A 21,730-nucleotide genomic window follows, 5' to 3' on the forward strand; every position below is an offset into this window, starting at 1 on the left:
TGTGATTTCAGCACAGTGATTAAGATTTTTTGCACCAAAACCGCACAGTGCGTCTACGCTTAGTGCGTCAGCATCCGTGAATTACTCACCGAAGGGGTGAACCGGTAACATTTTTCGTTGTCATGCTTTCGGTTTCGGGGGTGCAACACCATGCAATGCACGGCGTCAAGCGTACAAATAACACGCTTGAAGCCCCCGGTTTTACGAGGTTTTTACAGCAACAGGCAGGCTTCCGGAAAAAATCAGTAGCAGAATTCCGGTTTGTGCACGCTTGTTGCATTCACACCCACATCGCCCTGGTGCCTCCGCTGGAAGTGGAGGCACCAAGGCAAATAAAAACAGCGGCAGGGTTGCCCAATGGAGATTCAAACGTTTCACCAGGGACTCTTTTTACCGATGCTCAAGCCTTGGAAAACAACACTAAAGTTGCCAATACGCTTGCGTCGAGGCAGTAAATTTGCGACATCTACCCAGCCGTTTGCGACACCGTCGTAAAGAAGCTGAAAGGTTAGATACGCAAGTATCGCCAACATGGTCTGCGTGATATAACTTTGCGCCGACTCAAAAAAGAAAGAGCCGCCCAGATAATAAAACAGGTGGGACGGCAGTACTCTTCTAAAACCAAAGGAGCAAATCACGATGCGCGTGATGAAGTGGAGCATGATCGCACTGGCAGTTGCAGCAGCAGCCAGCACCCAAATGGCTACGGCCGCACCTTTTGTAAGTGACCAGGCTGAAGCCAAGGGTTTTGTTGACGACGCCAAGTTGGACTTGCTGGTTCGCAACTACTACTTCAACCGTGACAACAAAGATGGCGCCCGCGACGTAAAAGACTGGACCCAAGGTATCTGGGGCACCTTCAGCTCCGGTTACACCCAAGGTACTGTTGGCGTCGGCGTTGATGCATTCGGTTACCTGGCAATCAAACTCGATGGCGGCGATGGCACTTCCGGTTCGGGTAACATGAGCCGCAGCGACACCGTCAACGCTAACGGTGGCCGCGACGTCAACGACAGCCAGGGTAAAGCCGGGGCTGCCGTTAAATTCCGCGTCTCCAAAACCGAGCTGAAATTCGGCGACATGTCGCCAAGCACTTCTCCAGTGTTTGCTGTTGGCGGTTCCCGTATCCTTCCTCAAGTTGCCAGCGGTTTCCAACTGCAGAGCAGCGAAGTCAAAGACCTTGACCTCGAAGCCGGTCACTTCTACTCGGGTTCCAGCCAGGACAAAAACGCCCGTGACGGCGATCTGTTCGCAAACTACGCCGGCGTGGCTGCCAACTCCATCGACTATTTCGGTGGCAAATACGGCATCACCGACAACCTGAGCGCATCGCTGTACGGCGCCAAGCTGGAAGACATCTGGAACCAGTACTACGCCAACGTGAACCTCACCACCCCGATTAGTGGTGACACGTCGCTGAACACTGACTTCAACATCTATCGCACCACCGATACCGGTGACGCGAAAGCCGGTGACATCAGCAACACCACGTTCTCGCTGGCCACTGCTCTCTCGTTCCTGAAAGCACACACCATCACCCTGGCCTTCCAAAAGGTTAATGGCGATACCCCATTCGACTACATCGGTATCGGCAAGAACAACCGCGGCGGCGATTCGATCTTCCTCGCCAACTCCATCCAGTACTCTGACTTCAACGCCCCTAACGAGAAGTCTGCCCAGATCCGTTACGATCTGAAAATGGCTGAGTACGGCGTTCCTGGTCTGAGCTTCATGACCCGTTACGTGAAGGGCTGGGACATCGACGGCACCAAAACTCCAGCAGGCAGCGCTTACGCCGGTCTGTACGGTGAAGACGGCAAGCACAACGAAACCAACTTCGAAGCCAAGTACGTTGTTCAGTCTGGCCCGGCAAAAGACCTGTCCGTACGCTTCCGTCAAGCTTGGCACTTTGCTAACGCCGACGAAGGTGAAGGCGACGTGAAAGAGTTCCGTGTGATCGTCGACTACCCACTGTCGATCTTGTAATCGCAGCGGTTTAGTTAGCAAGCATAAAAAAGGCCCCTCTTCGGAGGGGCCTTTTTTTTAACCATTGCACAGTGCATTAATGATTAGCTTGCTACTCAATAAGCCTGACTGTTAAGTCAGGCTTGGGTAAAACATTTTCAATTCACCGATGCTTCCTGAACCACTCGAATGACTCGCTGTGGAAATGGAATATCAATACCGGCCGTTTTCAGACGATCCCGGGATTGCTCGTTAAACATGAACATCACATCCCAGTAATCCTCTGTCTTCACCCACACTCGCAGAGAAACAGTAATCGAACTATCACCCAGTGTCGAAATCACTGCCTGAGGTGCCGGATCAGCCAAAATACGCTCATCTTTGGCCAGTTCCAGCAACACTTCACGGGCCTTCTGCAAGTCCGCTTCGTAGTCCACACCCACATCAAACACGACTTTGCGGGTTGGCTGGCGATTTGTATTGGTAATGATACCGTTCGACAAGTTGCCGTTAGGCACAATGATGGTTTTGTTATCGCCAGTGCGCAGGACGGTGTGGAATATCTGAATGCTGTCGACAGTGCCAGCAACCCCTTGGGCTTCGATCCAGTCACCAATTCGGAACGGGCGGAACAACAGAATCAGCACGCCACCCGCGAAGTTCGCCAGACTGCCCTGCAAGGCCAGACCGATGGCCAGACCTGCCGCACCGATGGCCGCGACGAACGAAGTGGTTTCGACACCGATCATCGAGGCCACGCTGACTACCAGCAAAACCTTGAGAATAATGTTCGCCAGACTGCTGATGAACCCTTGCAGCGCGAGGTCAGCATTACGCAGCGCCAGCAGACCGCCAAGTTTTTGGGCCACTTTGCTGATCAACCACCAGCCGACGGCCAGCGTGATGACCGCCAGCAAAACGCGGCTGCCATATTCCATGATCATCGGAATCCAGGCCTGGGAGGCCTTGACCAGATTGTCCACTTCGGTATTCAAATCCATCTACTTTCTCCTGATTTCCGGCCATCCGGCACGCGAAAAAATAAGCGGCAGAAAAAATCGAACCTCAAGGGTTCAATCGTTTCTGCCGTTGCTTGGCCCTCGGACGTCGAAAATGCCAAGAGGTTCCCGCTTGGAATTTAGTCGCGGAAGTTGTTGAACTGCAGCGGCATGTCGAAAGTCTTGGCGCGCAGGGCCGCGATGGCTTCCTGCAAATCGTCACGTTTCTTGCCGGTGATGCGCACTTGCTCGCCCTGAATGGCGGCCTGGACCTTGAGCTTGGCGTCCTTGACGTGAGCGACGATTTTCTTCGCCAGCTCTTTGTCGATGCCTTCTTTAAGGACGGCTTCCTGTTTCATCAGCTTGCCCGACGCATAGGCATCTTTGACTTCAAGGCACTGCACGTCGATCTTGCGCTTGACCAGGGCCAGTTTGAGGATCTCGATCATCGCTTCGAGCTGGAAGTCAGCCTCGGCAGTAAGATTGACGGTGAGGTCCTTTTCCTTGAATTCAAAGGTGCCCTTGCCTTTCAGGTCATAACGGCGATCGAGTTCCTTGACGGCGTTCTCGACCGCGTTGGTGACTTCGTGTTTGTCCAGTTCGGATACCACGTCGAACGACGGCATGTAATCTCTCCAATAAAAGGCGCGCTCGATAGCGATGGCGCGCGCTTGGCTTGCGGTTAAAATCGGGCTCATTATAACGGGTCTTTTCCAACCGATACTGCGAGCCTCACATGCCTGCGCCAAACCGAGCAAAAAGCTGATGTCCACCACTTGGCATGTATTGGGCGCCGGCAGCCTCGGCACGTTGTGGGCCACCCGTCTGGCACGGGCCGGGGTGCCGGTCCGGTTGATCCTGCGCGATGAGCAACGCTTGCAGACCTATCAGGTGGGCGGCGGGTTGACGCTGGTGGAGCACGGCGAAGCCAAGACCTACGCCATTCCCGGCGAGACACCGCACAACAGTGAACCGATCCACCGCCTGCTGGTAGCCTGCAAAGCCTACGATGCCGAACAGGCCGTCGCCCAACTGGCGCCGCGCCTGACGCCCGACGCCGAGCTGATCCTGTTGCAGAACGGCCTCGGCAGTCAGGACGCCGTCGCCGCACAGGTGCCGCAGGCGCGCTGCATTTGCGCTTCCAGCACCGAGGGCGCGTTTCGCGATGGCGACTGGCGCGTGGTGTTCGCCGGTCATGGTTACACCTGGCTGGGGGATGCCGGTCATCCGGTCGCGCCGATCTGGCTGGATGACCTGACTGCCGCCGGTATTCCTCACGCATGGAGCACTGACATCCTGACCAGGCTGTGGAGAAAACTGGCGCTCAACTGTGCGATCAATCCACTGACGGTGCTGCACGATTGCCGCAACGGCGGTTTGCAGGAACACCATTGCGAAGTTGCCACCCTTTGCGTCGAACTGACCGACTTGCTGAAACGCTGCGGTCAGCCGGCTGCCGCCGAGGACCTGCAACAGGAAGTCGAACGGGTGATCCATGCCACGGCGGCCAATTACTCCTCGATGCACCAGGACGTCGCGAGCCAGCGCCGAACCGAAATCAGCTACCTGCTGGGCTATGTCTGCAAAGTGGCTTCGCGGCACCAGCTGAACCTACCCCACCTCAATCAGTTACAGCAGCGGCTGATTGCCCATCTTCAAAGCCTTGGATTGCCCAGCGACTAAGCAGCGGCTACGCTGGCCACTTGTTCCTTTTCAGCGATGAACCTGATGCCATTGCGCCAGCGTCTCGAAAACCTTCCGGTCGGCCAGAAACTGCTGGCCGCCCTGCTCGTGCTGTTGATCACCATCCTGCTGGTCGCCAACCTGACCTTTATCAGTGCCGCGTATTACATCTCCCAGGAAAGCATGGCACCCCAGGCCTTGCAGACCATCGGCCGACTGGTGTCCAACCCGAGCCTGGTGGCCGACGCCTTGAAGTCGCCGCAAAGCGCCGAACGCCTGCTCAACGAACTCAACAGCTATTCACCGCTGCGGGCTGCGGCCTTGTATGACGGCAAGGGTGAGCGATTGGCGCAATTGCAGAATGGCGAAAAGCTGCAGCTGCCGGATCGTTACCGCCACATCGAAGCCTGGCAGGCCACCGAGTTTCGCAGCAACCAGGTAATCACCCTGCCCCGCCCCGGCACCGCGCCGGGGCACCTGCTATTGGTGGCCAGCAGTGAGTTGCCAGTGGCGTTCTATACCGGGACCCTGACCGCCAGCCTGGGCATTCTGATCTTCAGTGTGCTGTTGTGGCTGGTGATCGCCCGGCAGATCAAACGCCTGATTACCCGGCCGATCCATCAACTCGAAGAGCTGTCTCGGCAAGTGACCCGCGAAGAGAACTACGCCCTGCGCGCTTCCCGTGGCAACCACGATGAAATCGGCAGCCTCGCCGAGGCGTTCAACACCATGCTTTCGCGGATCGAAGCCCGGGAGCAGCAGCTCAAACGTGCCCGGGACGACTCCCAGGCGGCTTACGATCAGGCGCAGGGCCTGGCCGAAGAAACCCGCCATACCAATCGCAAACTGGAACTCGAAGTTCAGGTGCGCAGCAAGATCGAGAAGAAACTCACCGGTTTCCAGAACTACCTCAACAGCATCATCGACTCCATGCCGTCGGCGCTGATCGCCCTCGACGAGCAACTCTACGTCACCCAGTGGAATCAGGAAGCCAGCGCCCTGTCCGGCACGCGTCTGGACGAAGCCTTGAACCAGCCGATTTTCCTCGCTTTCGAGCCGCTGAAACCGTTTCTGCCGCAGCTCAAGCAAACCGTCGAGCAGCACACGGTGGCGAAGATCGAGCGCGTGACCTGGCTCAAGGACGATGAACCCAAGCATTACGCCCTGACCTTCTACCCGCTGATGGGCGGGGCGGGGCGCGGTGTGGTGATTCGGATCGACGACATCACCCAGCGCTTGTCGCTGGAAGAAATGATGGTGCAGTCAGAAAAAATGCTCTCGGTCGGTGGCCTCGCCGCCGGCATGGCTCACGAGATCAATAATCCCTTGGGTGCGATCCTGCACAACGTGCAGAACATTCGGCGACGCCTGTCACCTGATCTGCCAAAAAACCTCGAACAGGCTGAGCAAGTCGGCATCCCGCTGGAAACGGTCAACAAATACCTGCAAGCGCGCGAAGTGCCGCAGCTGCTTGATGGCATTCAACAGGCGGGCGCTCGGGCGGCGAAAATTGTCACCCACATGCTCAGTTTCAGCCGTCGCAGCACCCGGCAAATGGCGCCGTGCGATCTGCCGGCGCTGATCGATCAAGCAGTGGAAATCGCCGGTAACGACTTCGACCTGGCCATCGGGTTCGACTTCAAGGGCCAGGCGATCATCCGTCAGTTCGACCCGGCTCTGGGCCCGGTGTCCGGCACGGCCAACGAACTGGAGCAGGTGCTGCTCAACTTGCTGAAAAACGCGGCCCAGGCCATTCACCAACGGGAAGACGACAGCGAACCCGGGCGAATCATTCTGCGCACCCGGCTGAATCCGCCGTGGGCCGAAATTCAGGTGGAGGACAACGGCATCGGCATGAGCGAGAACGTGCGCAAACGCACCTTCGAGCCGTTCTTCACCACCAAGGAAATCGGCCAGGGCACGGGCCTTGGCTTGTCGGTCTCGTATTTCATCATCACCAATAACCACAAGGGGCAGATGGAGGTGCAATCCACCCTCGGCCAAGGCACCTGTTTCACCTTGCGCCTGCCGCTGGCGGGCAGCCCCGTCATTTCTCAAGAACTCAATCAGCTATCGAGGTAACCCATGGGCTTTCGCTTGTCGAAGATTTACACCCGTACCGGCGACAAAGGAGAAACCGGACTCGGCGATGGTCGCCGCGTGCCCAAGGACCACCCGCGGATCGAGGCCATTGGCGAGGTCGATACCCTGAATAGCCAGGTGGGCGTGCTGTTGGCCGGGTTGGCGGCAGAAAGTGCTGCGTATCCGGGCTTGAACGAGGTGATTGAGGTTTTGGCGCCCTGCCAGCATCGGTTGTTCGACCTGGGCGGCGAGTTGGCGATGCCGGAGTATCAGGCGTTGAATGCAGCGGAAATCGAACGGCTGGAAGTGGCGATTGATCTGTGGAACGAAGAGCTGGGACCGCTGGAGAATTTCATTCTGCCGGGTGGTTCAGCGCTGATTGCCCAAGCCCATGTGTGCAGAAGCCTGGCGCGCAGCGCGGAGCGGCGGTGTCAGCAGTTGAATGCGATCGAACCCTTGGCCGGAGTTGGCTTGGCGTATATCAATCGGTTGTCGGATGTGTTGTTTGTGGTGGCGCGGTTAATTGCCAAGCGACAAGGGATTGCCGAGATTTTGTGGCAGGCGACCGCTAAGCCTCACGGTTAATCGGCGCCTATCAGGACGCCTTCGCGGGCAAGCCTCGCTCCTACAGTTTTTTGTGTTGCTCACAGAATCCGCGAACACCATAAAACCTGAGGAGCGTGGCTTGCCCGCGAAGAGGCCGTCAGCATCACCGGTAATTCAAGCCTCCGGCCAGAATGCCCGAATCCCCGCCACACCCTGCGCCCCCGTTTCCCAAGCCTTTTGCTGTTCCGCCGGACCAACACCACCGAGCAAGAACACCGGTTTGCTGAAACCTTCGATCAACGCTGAAGCCTGCTCCCAACCCAACGGCAACGCATCCGGGTGAGTCTGGGTCTTTTGCACCGGTGACAAGGTCACAAAATCCACGCCCATCTGCTCGGCCAGCGCCAGCTCTTCAGCGTTGTGGCAAGACGCCGCCAACCAGCGCGACGCCGGTAACGGTCGACCCGCCGCTGCGTATTTGCGCAACTGCGCTGCCGTGATGTGCCAGCCGGCGGACGGGAAGTCGCCCAGCCACTCGAACGGGCCCTTGATCATCAACTGCGCCTTGCCGGCACACAGCCCCGCCGCATCCACCGCCAGATCGCGATACTTCGGATCGTAGCCGTTGGGTGCCCGCAGCTGGATCAACTTGATGCCACCCGCAACGGCTTTCTGGATACCGCGCAGCAACGCCGGCGTTTCCAGGTCTTCAGGCGTAATCAAATACTGTGCAGGCAATCGTGCGGCCGCGACGATCGGCTGGTTGGCCGCAGGGAATTCGTAGTTCAGCAGATCGCGCTGAGCCACCCATTCCAACGGCTGGCCTTCGGCGCCGTGGGGTTCGCCGGTAAAGGCCGAGACTTCCCAAACGTCCAGCAACACTTGCTTGTCCGGGTAATCGTGGCGGACTTTGATCAACGGTCGCGCGGCGCTGACCACAATACCCAGCTCTTCCTGGAGCTCGCGAGCCAGGGCGGTTTCGACGGATTCGTCGTCCTCGACCTTGCCCCCGGGGAATTCCCACAAGCCGCCCTGATGTTGGGTGTCGGCACGGCGTGCAATAAGGATCTTGCCGCTGCTGTCACGGATGACGGCGGCGGCTACGTGTACTCGTTTCACTGCCCGATCTCCTCCAGGCCAGCCTTCTGCCAGGCCTTGAACGCTGGCCACTGGTAGACGGTTTCAACGTAGGCTTCGTCCACGGCCGGCAACTTCACCTGATAAGTGCGCAGGCGCACGGCAATCGGTGCAAAGAAAGCATCGGCAAGGGTCGCGCCGCCAAACAGGAACGGACCAATTTCAGTCGACGCCGCACGGCATTCAGCCCACAACGCCAGCATGCGCTCGATGTCTGCCTGAACCTCAGGAGACGTCGGCGACAGCGGTGCATCGTGGCTCAGGTCGAATGGCATGTTGCCGCGCATGGCAAAGAACCCGGCGTGCATCTGCGCACAAGCCGAACGGGCCTGGGCACGGGCGGCGGTGTCTTTGGGCCAGAGGCCGGCGTCGGGGAATTGCTCGGCCAGGTATTCGGCAATCGCCAGGGAGTCCGCGATGGTGCCGCCCCCGGTTTTCAGCAACGGGACTTTGCCGGTCGGCGAGTGCTTTAGCAGGCGTTCGCGGGTGTCCGGCTGATTCAGCTTGATCAGTTCTTCGGTGTACGGGGCGCCAGTGAGCTCGAGAGCCAAGGCGCCGCGCAGGGACCAGGAGGAAAGCAGTTTGTCGCCGATGATCAGGTGGAGGCTCATGTTCGGGACCTTTTGATGAGGGAAGCAGGCCAGTCTTGTTGCGACTGACAGTCCGTCATCGCGGGGCAAGCCCGCTCCCACAGGTTAGCGCAGGTCATGTGGGAGCAGGCTTGCCCGCGATGGGGGCGACTCGGTCTTATGTGCGGTATTCGGCGTTGATCTTCACGTATTCGTGGGACAGGTCGGTGGTCCAGATGGTTTCGCTGCAATCGCCGCGACCCAGTTCGATACGGATGGTGATCTCTTCCTGCTGCATCACCGCCGCGCCCTGGGCTTCGGTGTAGGTCGCGGCACGAGCGCCACGGCTGGCGATGCACACGTCACCGAGGAACACGTCGATCTTGCTCACATCCAGGTTTGGTACGCCGGCACGGCCGACGGCGGCGAGGATGCGGCCCCAGTTCGGGTCGGAAGCGAACAGTGCGGTCTTGATCAGCGGCGAGTGGGCCACGGTGTAACCGACGTCCAGGCATTCCTGGTGATTGCCGCCGCCGTTGACTTCGACGGTGACGAACTTGGTCGCGCCTTCGCCGTCACGAACGATGGCCTGTGCCACGTCCATGCACACTTCGAACACGGCCTGTTTCAGCTTGGCGAACAACTCGCCACTGGCGGAGGTGATTTCCGGCAGCGCAGCCTGACCGGTGGCGATCAGCATGCAGCAGTCGTTGGTCGACGTATCACCGTCGATGGTGATGCGGTTGAACGACTTGTTCGCGCCGTCCAGCAGCAGGTTTTGCAGCACGTCGCGGGAGACTTTGGCGTCGGTGGCGATGTAGCCGAGCATGGTCGCCATGTTCGGACGGATCATGCCCGCGCCTTTGCTGATGCCGGTGACGGTGATGGTCACGCCGTCATGCTGGAACTGGCGGCTGGCGCCTTTGGGCAAGGTGTCGGTGGTCATGATGCCGGTGGCAGCAGCTTCCCAGTTATTGACCGACAAATCATCGAGTGCGGCTTGCAGCGCGCCTTCGATTTTCTCGACCGGCAGCGGCTCACCGATCACACCAGTGGAGTACGGCAGCACCAGGCTGGCGTCAACGCCGGTCAGTTCGGCCAGTTTGGCGCAGGTGCGTTCGGCAGCGGCCAAGCCAGGTTCGCCGGTGCCGGCGTTGGCATTGCCGGTGTTGGTCAGCAGGTAACGCACCGGGCCTTGCACACGTTGCTTGGCCAGAATCACCGGAGCGGCGCAAAAGGCGTTCAGGGTGAACACGCCCGCGACCGTTGAGCCTTCGGCACAGCGCATGACCACGACATCCTTGCGCCCCGGGCGCTTGATGCCGGCCGAGGCGATACCGAGTTCAAAACCGGCAACCGGGTGCAACGTTGGCAAAGGACCAAGACCAACAGCCATGAATGCGCTCCTTATTAAATGATGTCAGCACCGCTTTCAGGAAGAACGGTGGTTTAAATGGCAAAACGCCGCGACGGCTGATGCCGGTCGCGGCGCGGGTATTTCAGCGTATGAAACGGGTTTTACTGGATCTGCCCGTGGCAATGCTTGAATTTCTTGCCCGAACCGCAGTAGCACAGCTCGTTACGGCCCAGCTTCTGTTCGTTGCGAACCGGTGCGGTGGCGAGGGCGACATCGACCTCTTCACCGAGCAGTTCCGGTTGTTCGAGACCCGGCGCTTCGTCGTGCTGGAATTGCATGCGCGCCGCCAGTGCCTCGGCTTCCTGACGCAGGCGTTGCTCTTCTGCTTCCGGATCTTCGCGGCGAACCTGGACGTGAGACAGCACACGGATCGAGTCGCGCTTGATCGAATCCAGCAGCTCGGAGAACAGCGTGTACGACTCGCGCTTGTACTCTTGCTTCGGGTTCTTCTGCGCATAACCACGCAAGTGGATGCCGTGACGCAGGTGATCCATGGTCGACAGGTGGTCTTTCCACAAGTCGTCGAGTACACGCAGGACGATTTGCTTCTCGAAGGTGCGCAGCGCTTCGGCGCTTGCTGCTTCTTCTTTCTCGTTGTACGCCGCCAGCAGCTCGGTCATGAGCTTCTCGCGCAGGGTTTCTTCGTACAGGTGATCGTCTTCGTCGAGCCATTGCTGGATCGGCAGTGCCACACTGAAGTCGCTCTGCAACGCCGCTTCCAGACCGGCCACGTCCCACTGCTCAGGCAGCGATTGCGGCGGAATGTGTGCGCTGACAGTCGCGTTGAGCACGTCCTGACGGAAGTCTGCGATGGTTTCGCCGATGTTATCGGCGGCCAACAGACTGTTACGCATGTGATAGATCACTTTACGCTGTTCGTTGTTGACGTCGTCGAACTCGAGCAGTTGCTTGCGAATGTCGAAGTTGCGGCCTTCAACCTTGCGCTGAGCCTTCTCGATGGCGTTGGTCACCATACGGTGCTCGATCGCTTCACCGGACTGCATGCCCAGCGCCTTCATGAAATTCTTCACCCGGTCAGAGGCGAAGATGCGCATCAGGCTGTCTTCCAGCGACAGATAGAAACGGCTGGAGCCGGCGTCACCCTGACGACCGGCACGACCACGCAGCTGGTTGTCGATACGGCGCGATTCGTGACGCTCGGAAGCGATCACCTGCAAGCCGCCCGACTCCAGCACTTGCTGGTGACGCTTCTGCCAGTCGGCCTTGATCTGGGCAATCTGCTCAGGGGTTGGGTCTTCCAGGGTCGCGACTTCCACTTCCCAGTTGCCGCCCAACAGAATGTCAGTACCGCGACCGGCCATGTTGGTGGCGATGGTCAGTGCACCCGGACGACCGGCCTGAGCAATGATCTCGGCTTCTTTTTCGTGGAACTTGGCGTTCAGGACCTTGTGTTCGATGCCTTCCTTCTGCAGCAACGCAGACATGTGCTCGGACGTTTCGATGGTTGCAGTACCCACCAGCACCGGACGGCCCAGGGTCATGCATTCCTTGATGTCATTGATGATCGCCGCGTATTTCTCTTCGGCGGTCAGGAACACCAGGTCGTTGTAGTCTTTACGCGCCAACGGCTTGTTCGGTGGGATCACCATCACCGACAGACCGTAGATCTGGTGGAATTCGAACGCTTCGGTGTCCGCGGTACCGGTCATGCCGGACAGCTTGTTGTACAGACGGAAGTAGTTCTGGAACGTGGTCGAGGCCAGGGTCTGGCTTTCGGCCTGGATGTTCAGGTTTTCCTTGGCTTCGATGGCCTGGTGCAGGCCTTCGGACAGACGACGACCCGGCATGGTACGACCGGTGTGTTCGTCGACCAGGACGACCTGCCCATCCTGCACGATGTATTCGATGTTGCGATTGAACAGCTTATGAGCGCGCAGACCGGCATAAACGTGGGTCAGCAGGCCCAGGTTGTGCGCCGAATACAGGCTCTCGCCTTCAGCCAGCAGGCCGACGCGGGTCAGCATGTCTTCGATGAACTGGTGACCGGCTTCGTTGAGTTCGACCTGACGGGTCTTCTCGTCAACGGTGTAATGGCCTGCCTTGGTGACTTCGCCTTCCACTTCTTCGACGTGCAACTCCAGCTGCGGGATCAGTTTGTTGATCTCGATGTACAGCTTGGAGCTGTCCTCGGCCTGACCGGAAATGATCAGCGGGGTACGGGCTTCGTCGATGAGGATGGAGTCGACTTCGTCGATCACGGCAAAATTGAGTTCGCGCTGGAATTTTTCTTCCATGCTGAACGCCATGTTGTCGCGCAGGTAGTCGAAACCGAATTCGTTGTTGGTGCCGTAGGTAATGTCGGCGGCGTAAGCCAGACGTTTCTCTTCCGGCGGCTGGAATGGCGTGACAACACCGACCGACATGCCAAGGAATTCGTAGAGCGGACGCATCCAGTTGGCGTCACGACGGGCCAGGTAGTCGTTCACCGTCACAACGTGCACGCCCTTGCCGGACAGCGCGTTGAGGTAAACGCCCAGTGTTGCCACCAGGGTCTTGCCTTCACCGGTACGCATTTCCGCGATCTGGCCTTCATGCAAGGTCATGCCGCCGATCAACTGGACATCGAAGTGGCGCATACCCATGACACGCTTACCGGCTTCGCGGGCGACCGCAAAGGCTTCTGGCAGCAGCTTGTCGAGGGTTTCCCCTTTGGCGATGCGAGCCTTGAACTCGTCTGTCTTGGCACGCAATTGATCGTCCGAAAGGGCCACCATTTGCTCTTCGAAGGCATTGACGAGTTGCACCGTCTTGAGCATGCGTTTGACTTCACGCTCGTTCTTGCTTCCAAAAAGTTTCTTTAACAAAGGCGCAAACATATCGGCAGGATCTTCCACACTAAAGGGATGGAGGGCGGCCCCGTGAGTCGCCCGTGCAGCCCTCATGGCCGCATGCGAACGAGCATTCTACCCGGAAACGATGGTGAGGAAAGTGGCGTTATTCCACGATGCATGCACTGCGCTGTAACGGGGCTCACTTAAAATAAGGGCTTTTTGCTGAACTTCAAGCCATTCGCGGCAGAAGTTACTTGTTGATTTAATGGGTAAAGCGCTCGCAAAGCAATGGGTCGGGTGCGCGGGGTGCTTTCTGCTACCATGGCGGCTCTGTTACTTCAGGTGTCTGATCATGGCATTTCGCCCTCTCACGGCCAGAGCACCCGCCGTTCTGCTTCGCGAAGCCAAACCGCTGAAAGCCATTTTTGGCCATGCTCAACGCCTGGGTCATTTACAACGCCTGCTCGAAAGCCAGTTGCAGCCTGCTGCGCGCGAGCATTGCCATGTGGCCTCGTGGCGCGAAGGCAGTTTGTTGCTGATCGTCACCGACGGTCATTGGGCCACTCGCCTGCGTTACCAGCAAAAACGTCTGCAACGCCAGTTACAGATGTTCGACGAATTCGCCAGCCTGACGCGGATTCTGTTCAAAGTGCAGCCCCCCACCGTTCAGCAAGGGGCTGCGGGGCATACCATCAGTTTGTCGACGGATGCGGGCGCGACCATTCAGGCCACGGCCGATGGCATCAGCGATCCGAATCTGCGAGCGGCGCTGGAACGCCTTGCGGCGCACGCCAAACCCAAGGAATGACGCAAAACCCAATGTGGGAGCGGGCTTGCTCGCGAAAGCGGTGTGTCAGTCACAGTTGATGTCGACTGAAACACCGCCTTCGCGAGCAAGCCCGCTCCCACATTTGGACCGTGCCCGCTGGCTATCGGCGTTTGCTGCCGCCGAGTAGCGAGCCCATCAAGCCGCGTACCAACTGCCGGCCCAATTGATTGGCCGCTTGGCGCATCGCCGATTTCAGCGCCTGCCCCGCTGCCGTGCCGAGGAACTCTCCGGCCTTGTCGGTGAAACTCGGCTCTTCGGCGGCCGGTTTGCCGGGAGCAGCGTCCGGCTCCGGCGCCAATCCTTTGCGCCCCATCAATATTTCATACGCCGACTCCCGATCAATCGGCTTGTCATACCGCCCCTTGAACGGCGACCCGGCGATCAATATCGTGCGCTCGGTTTCGGTCAACGGCCCGATCCGCGATTGCGGCGGGGCGACCAGTACACGCTGAACCATCTCCGGCGTGCCCTTGTCTTGCAAGGTGCCGACCAGCGCCTCGCCGATCCCCAGTTCGGTCAACACCGACAAGGCATCGAACGCCGGGTTCGGCCGGAAGCCGTCCGCCACCGCGCGCAGGGATTTTTGCTCCTTGGCGGTGAAGGCGCGCAAACCGTGCTGGATGCGCAGGCCGAGCTGGGCCAGCACGTCATCCGGCAAGTCGCCCGGCGATTGCGTGACGAAATACACGCCCACGCCCTTGGAACGAATCAGCCGCACCACCTGCTCCAGGCGATCCTGCAAAGCCTTGGGCGTGCTGGCAAACAATAAATGCGCTTCGTCGAAAAACAGGGCCAGCAGCGGTTTGTCCGAATCGCCACGCTCCGGCAGTTGCTCGAACAACTCGGCCAGCAACCACAGCAGAAACGTCGCATACACCTTCGGCGCTTCGTGGACCAGACGACTGGCATCCAGCAAATGGATGCGCCCACGGCCGTCAGCCGTTGGTTGCAGAATGTCTTCGAGTTGCAGCGCCGGCTCGCCGAACAGCGCTTCGGCACCTTGTTGTTCCAGGGTCGCCAGACGCCGCAACAGCGCCTGACTGGAACCGGTGGTCATCAACGCCGCGTCGTCCCCCAGCAACTCAGGGTTGTCGCGCAGGTGATTGAGCAGCGCCTTCAAATCCTTGAGGTCCAGCAGCAACAGCCCTTCGCGGTCCGCCACCTTGAACGCGGCATACAGCGCCGACTGCTGGCTGTCGGTCAACTCCAGCAGGCTGCCAATCAGCAACGGCCCCATTTCGCTCAAGGTGGTGCGCAATGGATGACCGGACTGACCGTGAATGTCCCACAGGGTGACCGGATAAGCCGCAGGCTTGTGATTCAGCCACGGCATCCCGGCGATCCGCTCGGCGACTTTGCCTTGAGGATTGCCCGCAGCACCCAGACCGCACAGGTCACCCTTGATGTCTGCCGCGAACACCGCCACGCCAGCGTCGCTGAAGGCTTCGGCCAGACGCTGCAATGTAACGGTTTTACCGGTCCCGGTAGCGCCGGCGACCAGGCCGTGACGGTTCGCCAGGCGCATGGCCTGAGAGATAGGCTGGCCGGCAAGGTCAGCGCCGATAACGAGTTGCGATAAGTCAGGCATTTTGTCACCCATGGTTAATCTTTGATCCTGCACGGCCGATACAAATTGTTGTGAGACCAATCCGAAAATAGCGTCGGTAATTCCCTAAGGAGAGGATGGAAATATCAGCTTTTTTTCAACATTGCCCATTCAGCGTGCCTTTATAAAAGCACGCTCAGGACATTAAGACCTTAGCGGAACCCCAAGCCATGAACAAATAGAGGGGAGGGAGCTATTTTCCTAATATTAGGATTGAGCTAAACCCTGAAAGAACAAACCCTCCACGTGACTGGAGGGCTCGCCCGGCGCCAGGATCGTTGTCATTTTCTGATTTCTCATAGATTTCAATCGGCATGTCCCCATTAGCGGCTTCGTTTATTGTACTGCCATAGCCATTCCATGAAGGCCTCGCCCGAGAGTGGGCGGGAGAACAGATAACCCTGACCAACGGCGCAACCCAAGCCCTGCAACAAAACCAATTGTTCCTGCGTCTCGATGCCCTCGGCAACTAGCACGACACCCAGTTGATGAGCCAGATGCAATAAACTTTCCACCGCCGCCAGCGTTCGTGGATTGTGCGGCATGCTGCGGATAAAACTGGCATCCAGCTTCAGCTCGGTACAGGGCATTTCACAGACGCGCTGTAAGGATGAGAATCCCGCCCCAAAGTCATCGATGGAGATCCCACAGCCGAGCAAGCGCAGACGCACCAGGTTCTCGATACTGGTAATGGGGGCCAACATCAACCCACCCTCGGTAATTTCCAATATTAGATTTGCGACCGGTATCCGCTGTGCATCAAGTACCTCACGAACAGCTTCGACCAGACCGGGCAACGCCAATTGGCTCGCCTCCAGATTGATCGACAGGCGCATTTCTCCGATTAAGTGCTGCTCTCGCAAAAATTGCAGGGCTTGCTTTGCCAGCAGCCGTGTCATGGTGTTTATGGCGTCCGTCCGCGCCACTGCATCCAGGAACAGGCCGGGGGCCAGCAGCCCATATTGCGGATGCTGCCAACGCACGAGCACTTCAGCGCCAACTATCTTCAGGGTCTGCAGATCGAGCTTGGGCTGGTAGAACGGCACGAACTCCCCATTAAGCAATCCGGTATGCACGTCAATGTCCGAAAATGACAATTCAAGGGGCGGTTGCGGCGGATGCTGTGCGACGGGACGATACCTCCGCATCAGCATTTCCAGTTCGTCGCAGGAAAAGGGTTTGCCCAGGTCACCCAAAACCTGATAACCCGACAGTCGAGCCAGCTGTTGAATAGCCAGACGCAAGTCAGCCGCTATGGCGCTGGAAAGGATCAAGGCGGTGATATGACCAATTTCGTAGGCCTCCCGCAAAAAAGCCAAGCCATCGATACCAAGCATCCTAATATCGCAGATGAGCAGATCAAAATGGCCTTCGACAGCGAGCATTGCGAAAGCCTGTTCTCCACTTTCTGCGGTATACACATCGGCGTAACCGAGCTCTCGAAGCGCTATGACGAGCATGTGACGAGTCAGGGGATGATCTTCAAGAATCAGGACCTTGATATCGTTCATCACTCAGGGCTCCGCCTGTATAAGTTGTATCCCTTGATACTCTAGCAACAAAGTCATGGACGCGAGGGCCTCCCAAGCTGATGTTGCTCCAGTCGGAAGCGCACTTGTGTCGCTTTGGTGAATAATCAGCTAAGCCGTTATACCGCTACGAGTCTCGCGTGCTCGTGGTCCAGTCGATCCTGTCGTATCTTGACCCAGATGACGCAGTATCGCTTCTTTCTGCACCATCGCATCTTCGTAACCGAGCTCAATTAACTCGCTGCAATAACCCGATTCAAACAACAAAGAACTGAGCGCACTGGCGGAGGTTGGGCCGGAGCTGCGTAGGAGTATGCGCAAGGTTCGCGGCAACTCGTGGCGGTGCCGTGCAGCAATGCGCTCTAACGGCTGGCTCGGCGAGATGACCAGCACCTCAACCTGTCCCCGCACTGAAGAAGCAGGGTGCCAGTCCGGGGCGATATGTCGGTTCACATGATTGAGGCGTTCTATCCATGCCATCTCAGCCTGCAAATTATCAATAAAGGTGCTGTTGAGTAGATGCCCGCTAATCTGCGCGAACCCCGGCGGTCCCGAACTTTTGGAAACCTCCATCGACCATTGCGTCTCGCCTCCCGACTGATCACCACTCCCCCCTATCACCAGTACCCGCGTAGCACCTAAATGCAAAGCGGTGCTGATAGGGCTCGCCTGGCGCACCGCCCCATCCCCAAAGTATTCGTGATGGATCTTTACCGCTGGGAATATCAAAGGAATGGCTGCGCTCGCCATCAGGTGTTCAAGGCTCAAGGGCGTAGGCACACTCTGCCGTCGATGGCGAAACCAAGGTTCAATACGGCTACACCCCTGATAGAAAGTCGCGGCCTGACCGGAGGTGTAACCCATTGCTGTCACGGCCACTGCGTGTAGACACCCTTGGGCAATTGCGGCATGGATACCTTTAAAATCCAGCTCCTGAGCTAGCAGCTCGCGAAGCGGAGAACTATCGAGTAACGATGTCGGCTCACGACCACTTAAACCGAACAGGCCATGACCGACAAAGCGACTGGCGTGGCGCAGTACCCCCGCCCAATCACTGCGGTACACCTGATCTGTCCGGAAATTCTGCCAGACACGGGTTAGACCACGAACGGCGTCACTGAAGTTTTGCGCACCGCACGCCAACCTTACGGCATTGAGAGCGCCAGCCGAACTGCCAACAATCACCGGGAAAGGGTTATAAGTGGTGTCCGATAGATGTTCAGCAATGAATGCTAAAACCCCGACCTGATAGGCCGCACGCGCCCCACCACCAGAAAGAATTAGTCCCGAAACAGGATGATTGACGCTGACGAATTCATGCATGAGGGCGTCCTTGAATTTTTATAGTTGTGATAGAAACTGCTAGCCAGCGATGCTTACTTACCCTCGCTAATTGGGCTACCTGAAGTACAATTCTTCCGAACGCTGTAGGCTGCCCGTCAAACCCGTGACAATTGATAACGACAAAAAATAATAATCAAACATTGCCGGCAGCTTTAAATCTGAGGAAAAAAACGCGACTGGCCCTGGAGAGACAGTCGCGCCGAAAAATTTTCGTAAAATATTTCCGCTGATGAGGAGTACTTTTGGGCAGCAAAAGCCAAACTGGTTAGAGCTCCTGCTGGCTGTGCCCCAATAGTACCCAAGGTAGATTTAATGCTATTTTGCAAGTCATTGATGTAGGAAAATTCTGAAAACATTCTTCAGAGAAATACCCGTAGATGCGGGTGACGTATCTGAGTTCATTTTTTCTAGTTCGTTGAGCTCAACCCAAAAGCGAGAGGATACGCAATTAGCCATTCTTTGATGTCTATTGAGCATTCGACGGTCAAATACACCTCATTGGCGGCCCACAAAAGTCATCAGGTTTTGACAGATGAAAATGGTGAGTTTGCGCTCAGTGGCCGCACTCTTTGGACGCTTCCTTACATTTGCTGCTCAATGAGGCTGTGGTCAACGATCCAGGTTACAGCTCTAGGCTACTTAGTATGGGAAGCTCGATTTCCTATGGATGAGCCCATTGTATAGCCGCTTACAGTTGAGTTGATCCGGGAATAGGTCTCATCACTACCCCGCTATCGGCTCCTGATAGACCTTTGCTATCAAAACGTAAGGGGCCGGTGTTGCCGCTGACCGAAAACTGACCTAGTGGGGGGCGGTAGATAACTTAGACTACCTGGAGGTAGTTCATGTATTCATACGAAGACCGTATCGTAAGCGCGCGGTGAAGTCACCTCGCACCCCGTGTAAAACCTTCCTATACGGCAGGGTGATAAAGCTGGTGCGTATTTATCACTCAAGCAGATGTATGATTGCTCGACACGTTTCTGAGCTTAGGGATTCAATGAGCAATTCGTCTTTGGTTGTTTGGTTTGGGCTGGTGCTCTGTCTTGGTCTGTCCGAGTACGCCGCAGCGGGGCAGAGACTGCAAACGATCAAGGGGACGGGCACGATCAACATCGGCTCTGATTGGGCCACACCACCGTTCTATTTTTATAATGCCGAGCGAAAACCGACTGGCTTCGAAGTCGAGTTCTCCGAAGCGCTAGCAAAACAATTGGGTGTAAAGGCCACATTTATATTTGGCAAGACAGATAGCATTTTTGCGCTGCTGGATGGCCATCCCTCCCCCTACTGGAAGAACAAACAGCTGGACATAGTGATCAGTCATGTGAGCACAACCAGCGGTTACGAGAAGATGTTTGATTTTTCAGAACCCTACATCGTTTCCGGGATGCAGGCGCTAACCCTTGAAAAGAATGAAGGGACCATCAAAACCGCCGCTGATTTAGCCGGAAAAAAAGTTGGCGTAAGCGCCTACACCAACAATGAACAATGGCTCAAGACATACGTCCCACGAACCACTGTTAAGAGCTACGACGACGCGCAGGCTATGTACCAAGACCTGAACGACGGACTCACTGACGCCGTCTTAACAGATCATTTGGTAGCTCTTGAATTGGTCAATGGCCCTACGAAATATGACGGATCGCCCTCCCATATGATGGGTGGGATTGACAAGCTCCAAGGCATTGCTCTTGCCGGCGAACTCCTCACTCGTGAGGAGTTCGGTGTGGTGTTGCGCTCAGGCGAACCTGAACTACTAGCGGCAGTCAACCAAGCTATCGAGAAGTTGCGTGCCGACGGCACGCTAAAGAAAATCTCATTGAAATACTTCCATGCGGATGTTACTCAATAATGGAAAATGGTTTCAAAATGGTATGCGTCCAGACCTTTATTCTTGTGCAACTTGGACGAGCCCCATGAAAGACAGGACACCGTTTCCCCCTTAAGATAAGGGATAGGCAAACGGTTATGTATATGACTAATAGTAGTGATAAGGGTGGGGAGCTGCTGGGCCAGGAGCGTCGTCGCCGTTGGAGCCCAGAGCAAAAGCTGGCGATGGTTCGCGAGAGTCTGCAACCAGGACAAAGTGTTTCGGTCGTGGCCCGGCGCCATGGCGTGAATGCCAACCAACTCTTCCAATGGCGCAAGCTTTATCAGAATGGCAGCCTCTCGGCGGTCAGTGCCGGAGAGACCGTAGTGCCGGCTTCTGAATTGGCCGACGCACTCAAACAGATCCGTGAGTTACAACGGATGCTGGGCAAGAAAACCATGCAAGTCGAGATCCTTCAGGAAGCCGTGGAGATTGCTCGGTCGCGAAAATGGATTGCGCACTCACCCTTGTTGCCGGGGGACGACCTGTGAAGCTGATCAGTGAAAGTCTCGGTGTAGCGCGCTCGCAATTAACGGTTCGACTCAAGCCAGCTGCACGGCCCGCAAGGCGTCGTCCAAGAATGGACGATGCCGCTTTGGTCAAAGAGATTCAGTCTGAAGTCAGTGAGTTGCCCAGCTATGGCTACCGCCGTGTGTGGGGTTTGCTCCGTCGTCGGCGCGAACAACAAAGTCAGGCGCCAATCAACGTCAAACGGGTCTATCGCGTGATGCGCGATCATCAGTTACTGCTGGAGCGTCGAATTAAACAGCCCGGAGTGGCGCGCCGCCATGAAGGCCGCATCGCAGTGGCCACCAGCGATACCCGCTGGTGCTCTGACGGGTTTGAGTTTCGCTGTGAAGACGGCGACAAGCTGAGCGTGACCTTCGCCCTGGACTGCTGCGACCGCGAAGCCATCGGCTGGGTGGCCAGCCCGACGGGGTACAGCGGCGACGATATCCGCGATCTGATGCTGGAAGCGGTGGAAACACGCTTCGGTGAAGAACCGCCTGCCACCCCGGTGCAATGGCTGAGCGATAACGGCTCGGCCTACATCGCTGAACAGACACGCCAGTTTGCCCGACAGATCGGTTTACAGCCGGTGACGACACCGGTGCGCAGCCCGCAGAGCAACGGCATGGCCGAGAGCTTCGTTAAAACGATGAAGCGCGACTACGTCGCGCACATGCCCAAACCTGACCGGGAAACCGCCTTGCGCAACCTGACGGTTGCCTTTGAGCATTACAACGAGGAGCATCCGCACAGCGCTCTAAAATACCGTTCACCGCGGGAGTTTAGGCGTTTGGCAGCGGCATCAATTTAACGGGGTATTGGTGTCCGGTTTAGCAGGGGCCAGTCCACA

General features: G+C 57.3%; 17 protein-coding genes. 7 read left to right on the forward strand and 10 right to left on the reverse strand.

Annotated features, from left to right (window positions below; all coding sequences use genetic code 11):
* Positions 1 to 374: 374 nt before the first annotated feature.
* Positions 375 to 662 carry a hypothetical protein gene (locus ACA068_RS22630; protein WP_403100477.1) on the reverse strand — a complete coding sequence of 96 codons (288 nt, stop codon included), beginning with the start codon at positions 660 to 662 and terminating at the stop codon, positions 375 to 377.
* Between ACA068_RS22630 and ACA068_RS22635 the strand changes: the two genes are divergently transcribed.
* Positions 640 to 1,986, forward strand: a complete 1,347-nt coding sequence (locus ACA068_RS22635) for an OprD family porin (RefSeq protein ID WP_403100474.1) — start codon at positions 640 to 642, stop codon at positions 1,984 to 1,986. The genes ACA068_RS22630 and ACA068_RS22635 overlap by 23 nt on opposite strands.
* 137 nt (positions 1,987 to 2,123) lie before the next feature.
* On the opposite strand, the gene ACA068_RS22640 is transcribed toward ACA068_RS22635, so the two are convergent.
* Together ACA068_RS22640 and ACA068_RS22645 are read right to left on the reverse strand one after the other, a co-directional pair.
* Positions 2,124 to 2,966, reverse strand: a complete 843-nt coding sequence (locus tag ACA068_RS22640) for a mechanosensitive ion channel family protein (protein WP_497304912.1) — start codon at positions 2,964 to 2,966, stop codon at positions 2,124 to 2,126.
* Between the two features lie 137 nt (positions 2,967 to 3,103).
* On the reverse strand, positions 3,104 to 3,589 hold the full coding sequence (locus ACA068_RS22645) for a YajQ family cyclic di-GMP-binding protein (protein ID WP_007906601.1): 486 nt from the start codon (positions 3,587 to 3,589) through the stop codon (positions 3,104 to 3,106).
* 139 nt (positions 3,590 to 3,728) lie between these two features.
* On the opposite strand from ACA068_RS22645, the gene ACA068_RS22650 reads away from it, so the two are divergent.
* From ACA068_RS22650 to ACA068_RS22660, 3 genes are read left to right on the forward strand one after another with little or no spacing between them, the layout of a single operon-like run.
* Complete coding sequence (locus tag ACA068_RS22650) at positions 3,729 to 4,646, forward strand: putative 2-dehydropantoate 2-reductase (RefSeq protein WP_497304914.1); 918 nt, start codon at positions 3,729 to 3,731, stop codon at positions 4,644 to 4,646.
* 45 nt (positions 4,647 to 4,691) lie between these two features.
* Positions 4,692 to 6,728 (forward strand): sensor histidine kinase, encoded by a 2,037-nt coding sequence (locus tag ACA068_RS22655; RefSeq protein ID WP_497304916.1) that lies wholly within the window; start codon positions 4,692 to 4,694, stop codon positions 6,726 to 6,728.
* A 3-nt stretch (positions 6,729 to 6,731) separates the two neighbouring features.
* Positions 6,732 to 7,313 carry a cob(I)yrinic acid a,c-diamide adenosyltransferase gene (locus ACA068_RS22660; RefSeq protein WP_497304917.1) on the forward strand — a complete coding sequence of 194 codons (582 nt, stop codon included), beginning with the start codon at positions 6,732 to 6,734 and terminating at the stop codon, positions 7,311 to 7,313.
* Positions 7,314 to 7,448: 135 nt separating this feature from the next.
* Here ACA068_RS22660 and ACA068_RS22665 read toward each other — a convergent pair whose 3' ends face one another.
* From ACA068_RS22665 to secA, 4 genes are all read right to left on the reverse strand, one after another.
* A complete protein-coding gene (locus ACA068_RS22665) occupies positions 7,449 to 8,393 on the reverse strand; it encodes a Nudix family hydrolase (protein ID WP_497304918.1) in 945 nt (314 codons plus the stop codon).
* A complete protein-coding gene (locus tag ACA068_RS22670) occupies positions 8,390 to 9,022 on the reverse strand; it encodes a glutathione S-transferase family protein (RefSeq protein ID WP_497304920.1) in 633 nt (210 codons plus the stop codon). The genes ACA068_RS22665 and ACA068_RS22670 overlap by 4 nt, the downstream gene beginning before the upstream one ends.
* 136 nt (positions 9,023 to 9,158) lie before the next feature.
* Entirely contained in the window at positions 9,159 to 10,376 is a 1,218-nt protein-coding gene (gene argJ / locus ACA068_RS22675; RefSeq protein ID WP_497304922.1) for a bifunctional glutamate N-acetyltransferase/amino-acid acetyltransferase ArgJ, read from the reverse strand.
* Positions 10,377 to 10,498: 122 nt separating this feature from the next.
* Complete coding sequence (gene secA / locus ACA068_RS22680) at positions 10,499 to 13,234, reverse strand: preprotein translocase subunit SecA (RefSeq protein WP_497304923.1); 2,736 nt, start codon at positions 13,232 to 13,234, stop codon at positions 10,499 to 10,501.
* 307 nt (positions 13,235 to 13,541) lie between these two features.
* Between secA and ACA068_RS22685 the strand changes: the two genes are divergently transcribed.
* Positions 13,542 to 13,997 carry a DUF721 domain-containing protein gene (locus ACA068_RS22685; RefSeq protein ID WP_109634314.1) on the forward strand — a complete coding sequence of 152 codons (456 nt, stop codon included), beginning with the start codon at positions 13,542 to 13,544 and terminating at the stop codon, positions 13,995 to 13,997.
* Between the two features lie 121 nt (positions 13,998 to 14,118).
* On the opposite strand, the gene ACA068_RS22690 is transcribed toward ACA068_RS22685, so the two are convergent.
* The 3 genes from ACA068_RS22690 to ACA068_RS22700 form a co-directional block, all read right to left on the reverse strand.
* Positions 14,119 to 15,606, reverse strand: coding sequence for a helicase HerA-like domain-containing protein (locus tag ACA068_RS22690; RefSeq protein WP_497304925.1), 1,488 nt, complete (start codon positions 15,604 to 15,606; stop codon positions 14,119 to 14,121).
* 341 nt (positions 15,607 to 15,947) lie between these two features.
* Positions 15,948 to 17,135, reverse strand: coding sequence for an EAL domain-containing response regulator (locus ACA068_RS22695; protein ID WP_497304927.1), 1,188 nt, complete (start codon positions 17,133 to 17,135; stop codon positions 15,948 to 15,950).
* Between the two features lie 129 nt (positions 17,136 to 17,264).
* Positions 17,265 to 18,476, reverse strand: coding sequence for a patatin-like phospholipase family protein (locus ACA068_RS22700; RefSeq protein ID WP_497304928.1), 1,212 nt, complete (start codon positions 18,474 to 18,476; stop codon positions 17,265 to 17,267).
* A gap of 1,021 nt (positions 18,477 to 19,497) precedes the next feature.
* On the opposite strand from ACA068_RS22700, the gene ACA068_RS22705 reads away from it, so the two are divergent.
* Positions 19,498 to 20,352 carry a transporter substrate-binding domain-containing protein gene (locus ACA068_RS22705; RefSeq protein WP_497304930.1) on the forward strand — a complete coding sequence of 285 codons (855 nt, stop codon included), beginning with the start codon at positions 19,498 to 19,500 and terminating at the stop codon, positions 20,350 to 20,352.
* A gap of 122 nt (positions 20,353 to 20,474) precedes the next feature.
* Positions 20,475 to 21,691, forward strand: a protein-coding gene (locus ACA068_RS22710; RefSeq protein WP_497304932.1) for an IS3 family transposase whose coding sequence is annotated in 2 segments (ribosomal slippage) — positions 20,475 to 20,820 and positions 20,820 to 21,691 — 1,218 coding nt in all. Because the reading frame shifts where the segments join, the coding sequence is not laid out codon by codon here.
* Positions 21,692 to 21,730: the final 39 nt, after the last annotated feature.

The sequence above is a fragment of the Pseudomonas sp. LBUM1660 genome (assembly GCF_059695935.1).

Coding starts and splice junctions, on each gene's coding strand:
- ACA068_RS22650 (WP_497304914.1), top strand. CDS start 3,729: ATGTCCACCACTTGGCATGTATTGGGCGCCGGCAGCCTCGGCACGTTG.
- ACA068_RS22645 (WP_007906601.1), bottom strand. CDS start 3,589: ATGCCGTCGTTCGACGTGGTATCCGAACTGGACAAACACGAAGTCACC.
- argJ (WP_497304922.1), bottom strand. CDS start 10,376: ATGGCTGTTGGTCTTGGTCCTTTGCCAACGTTGCACCCGGTTGCCGGT.
- ACA068_RS22670 (WP_497304920.1), bottom strand. CDS start 9,022: ATGAGCCTCCACCTGATCATCGGCGACAAACTGCTTTCCTCCTGGTCC.
- ACA068_RS22690 (WP_497304925.1), bottom strand. CDS start 15,606: ATGCCTGACTTATCGCAACTCGTTATCGGCGCTGACCTTGCCGGCCAG.
- ACA068_RS22635 (WP_403100474.1), top strand. CDS start 640: ATGCGCGTGATGAAGTGGAGCATGATCGCACTGGCAGTTGCAGCAGCA.
- ACA068_RS22695 (WP_497304927.1), bottom strand. CDS start 17,135: ATGAACGATATCAAGGTCCTGATTCTTGAAGATCATCCCCTGACTCGT.
- ACA068_RS22655 (WP_497304916.1), top strand. CDS start 4,692: ATGCCATTGCGCCAGCGTCTCGAAAACCTTCCGGTCGGCCAGAAACTG.
- ACA068_RS22705 (WP_497304930.1), top strand. CDS start 19,498: ATGAGCAATTCGTCTTTGGTTGTTTGGTTTGGGCTGGTGCTCTGTCTT.
- ACA068_RS22660 (WP_497304917.1), top strand. CDS start 6,732: ATGGGCTTTCGCTTGTCGAAGATTTACACCCGTACCGGCGACAAAGGA.
- ACA068_RS22640 (WP_497304912.1), bottom strand. CDS start 2,966: ATGGATTTGAATACCGAAGTGGACAATCTGGTCAAGGCCTCCCAGGCC.
- ACA068_RS22700 (WP_497304928.1), bottom strand. CDS start 18,476: ATGCATGAATTCGTCAGCGTCAATCATCCTGTTTCGGGACTAATTCTT.
- ACA068_RS22685 (WP_109634314.1), top strand. CDS start 13,542: ATGGCATTTCGCCCTCTCACGGCCAGAGCACCCGCCGTTCTGCTTCGC.
- secA (WP_497304923.1), bottom strand. CDS start 13,234: ATGTTTGCGCCTTTGTTAAAGAAACTTTTTGGAAGCAAGAACGAGCGT.
- ACA068_RS22630 (WP_403100477.1), bottom strand. CDS start 662: ATGCTCCACTTCATCACGCGCATCGTGATTTGCTCCTTTGGTTTTAGA.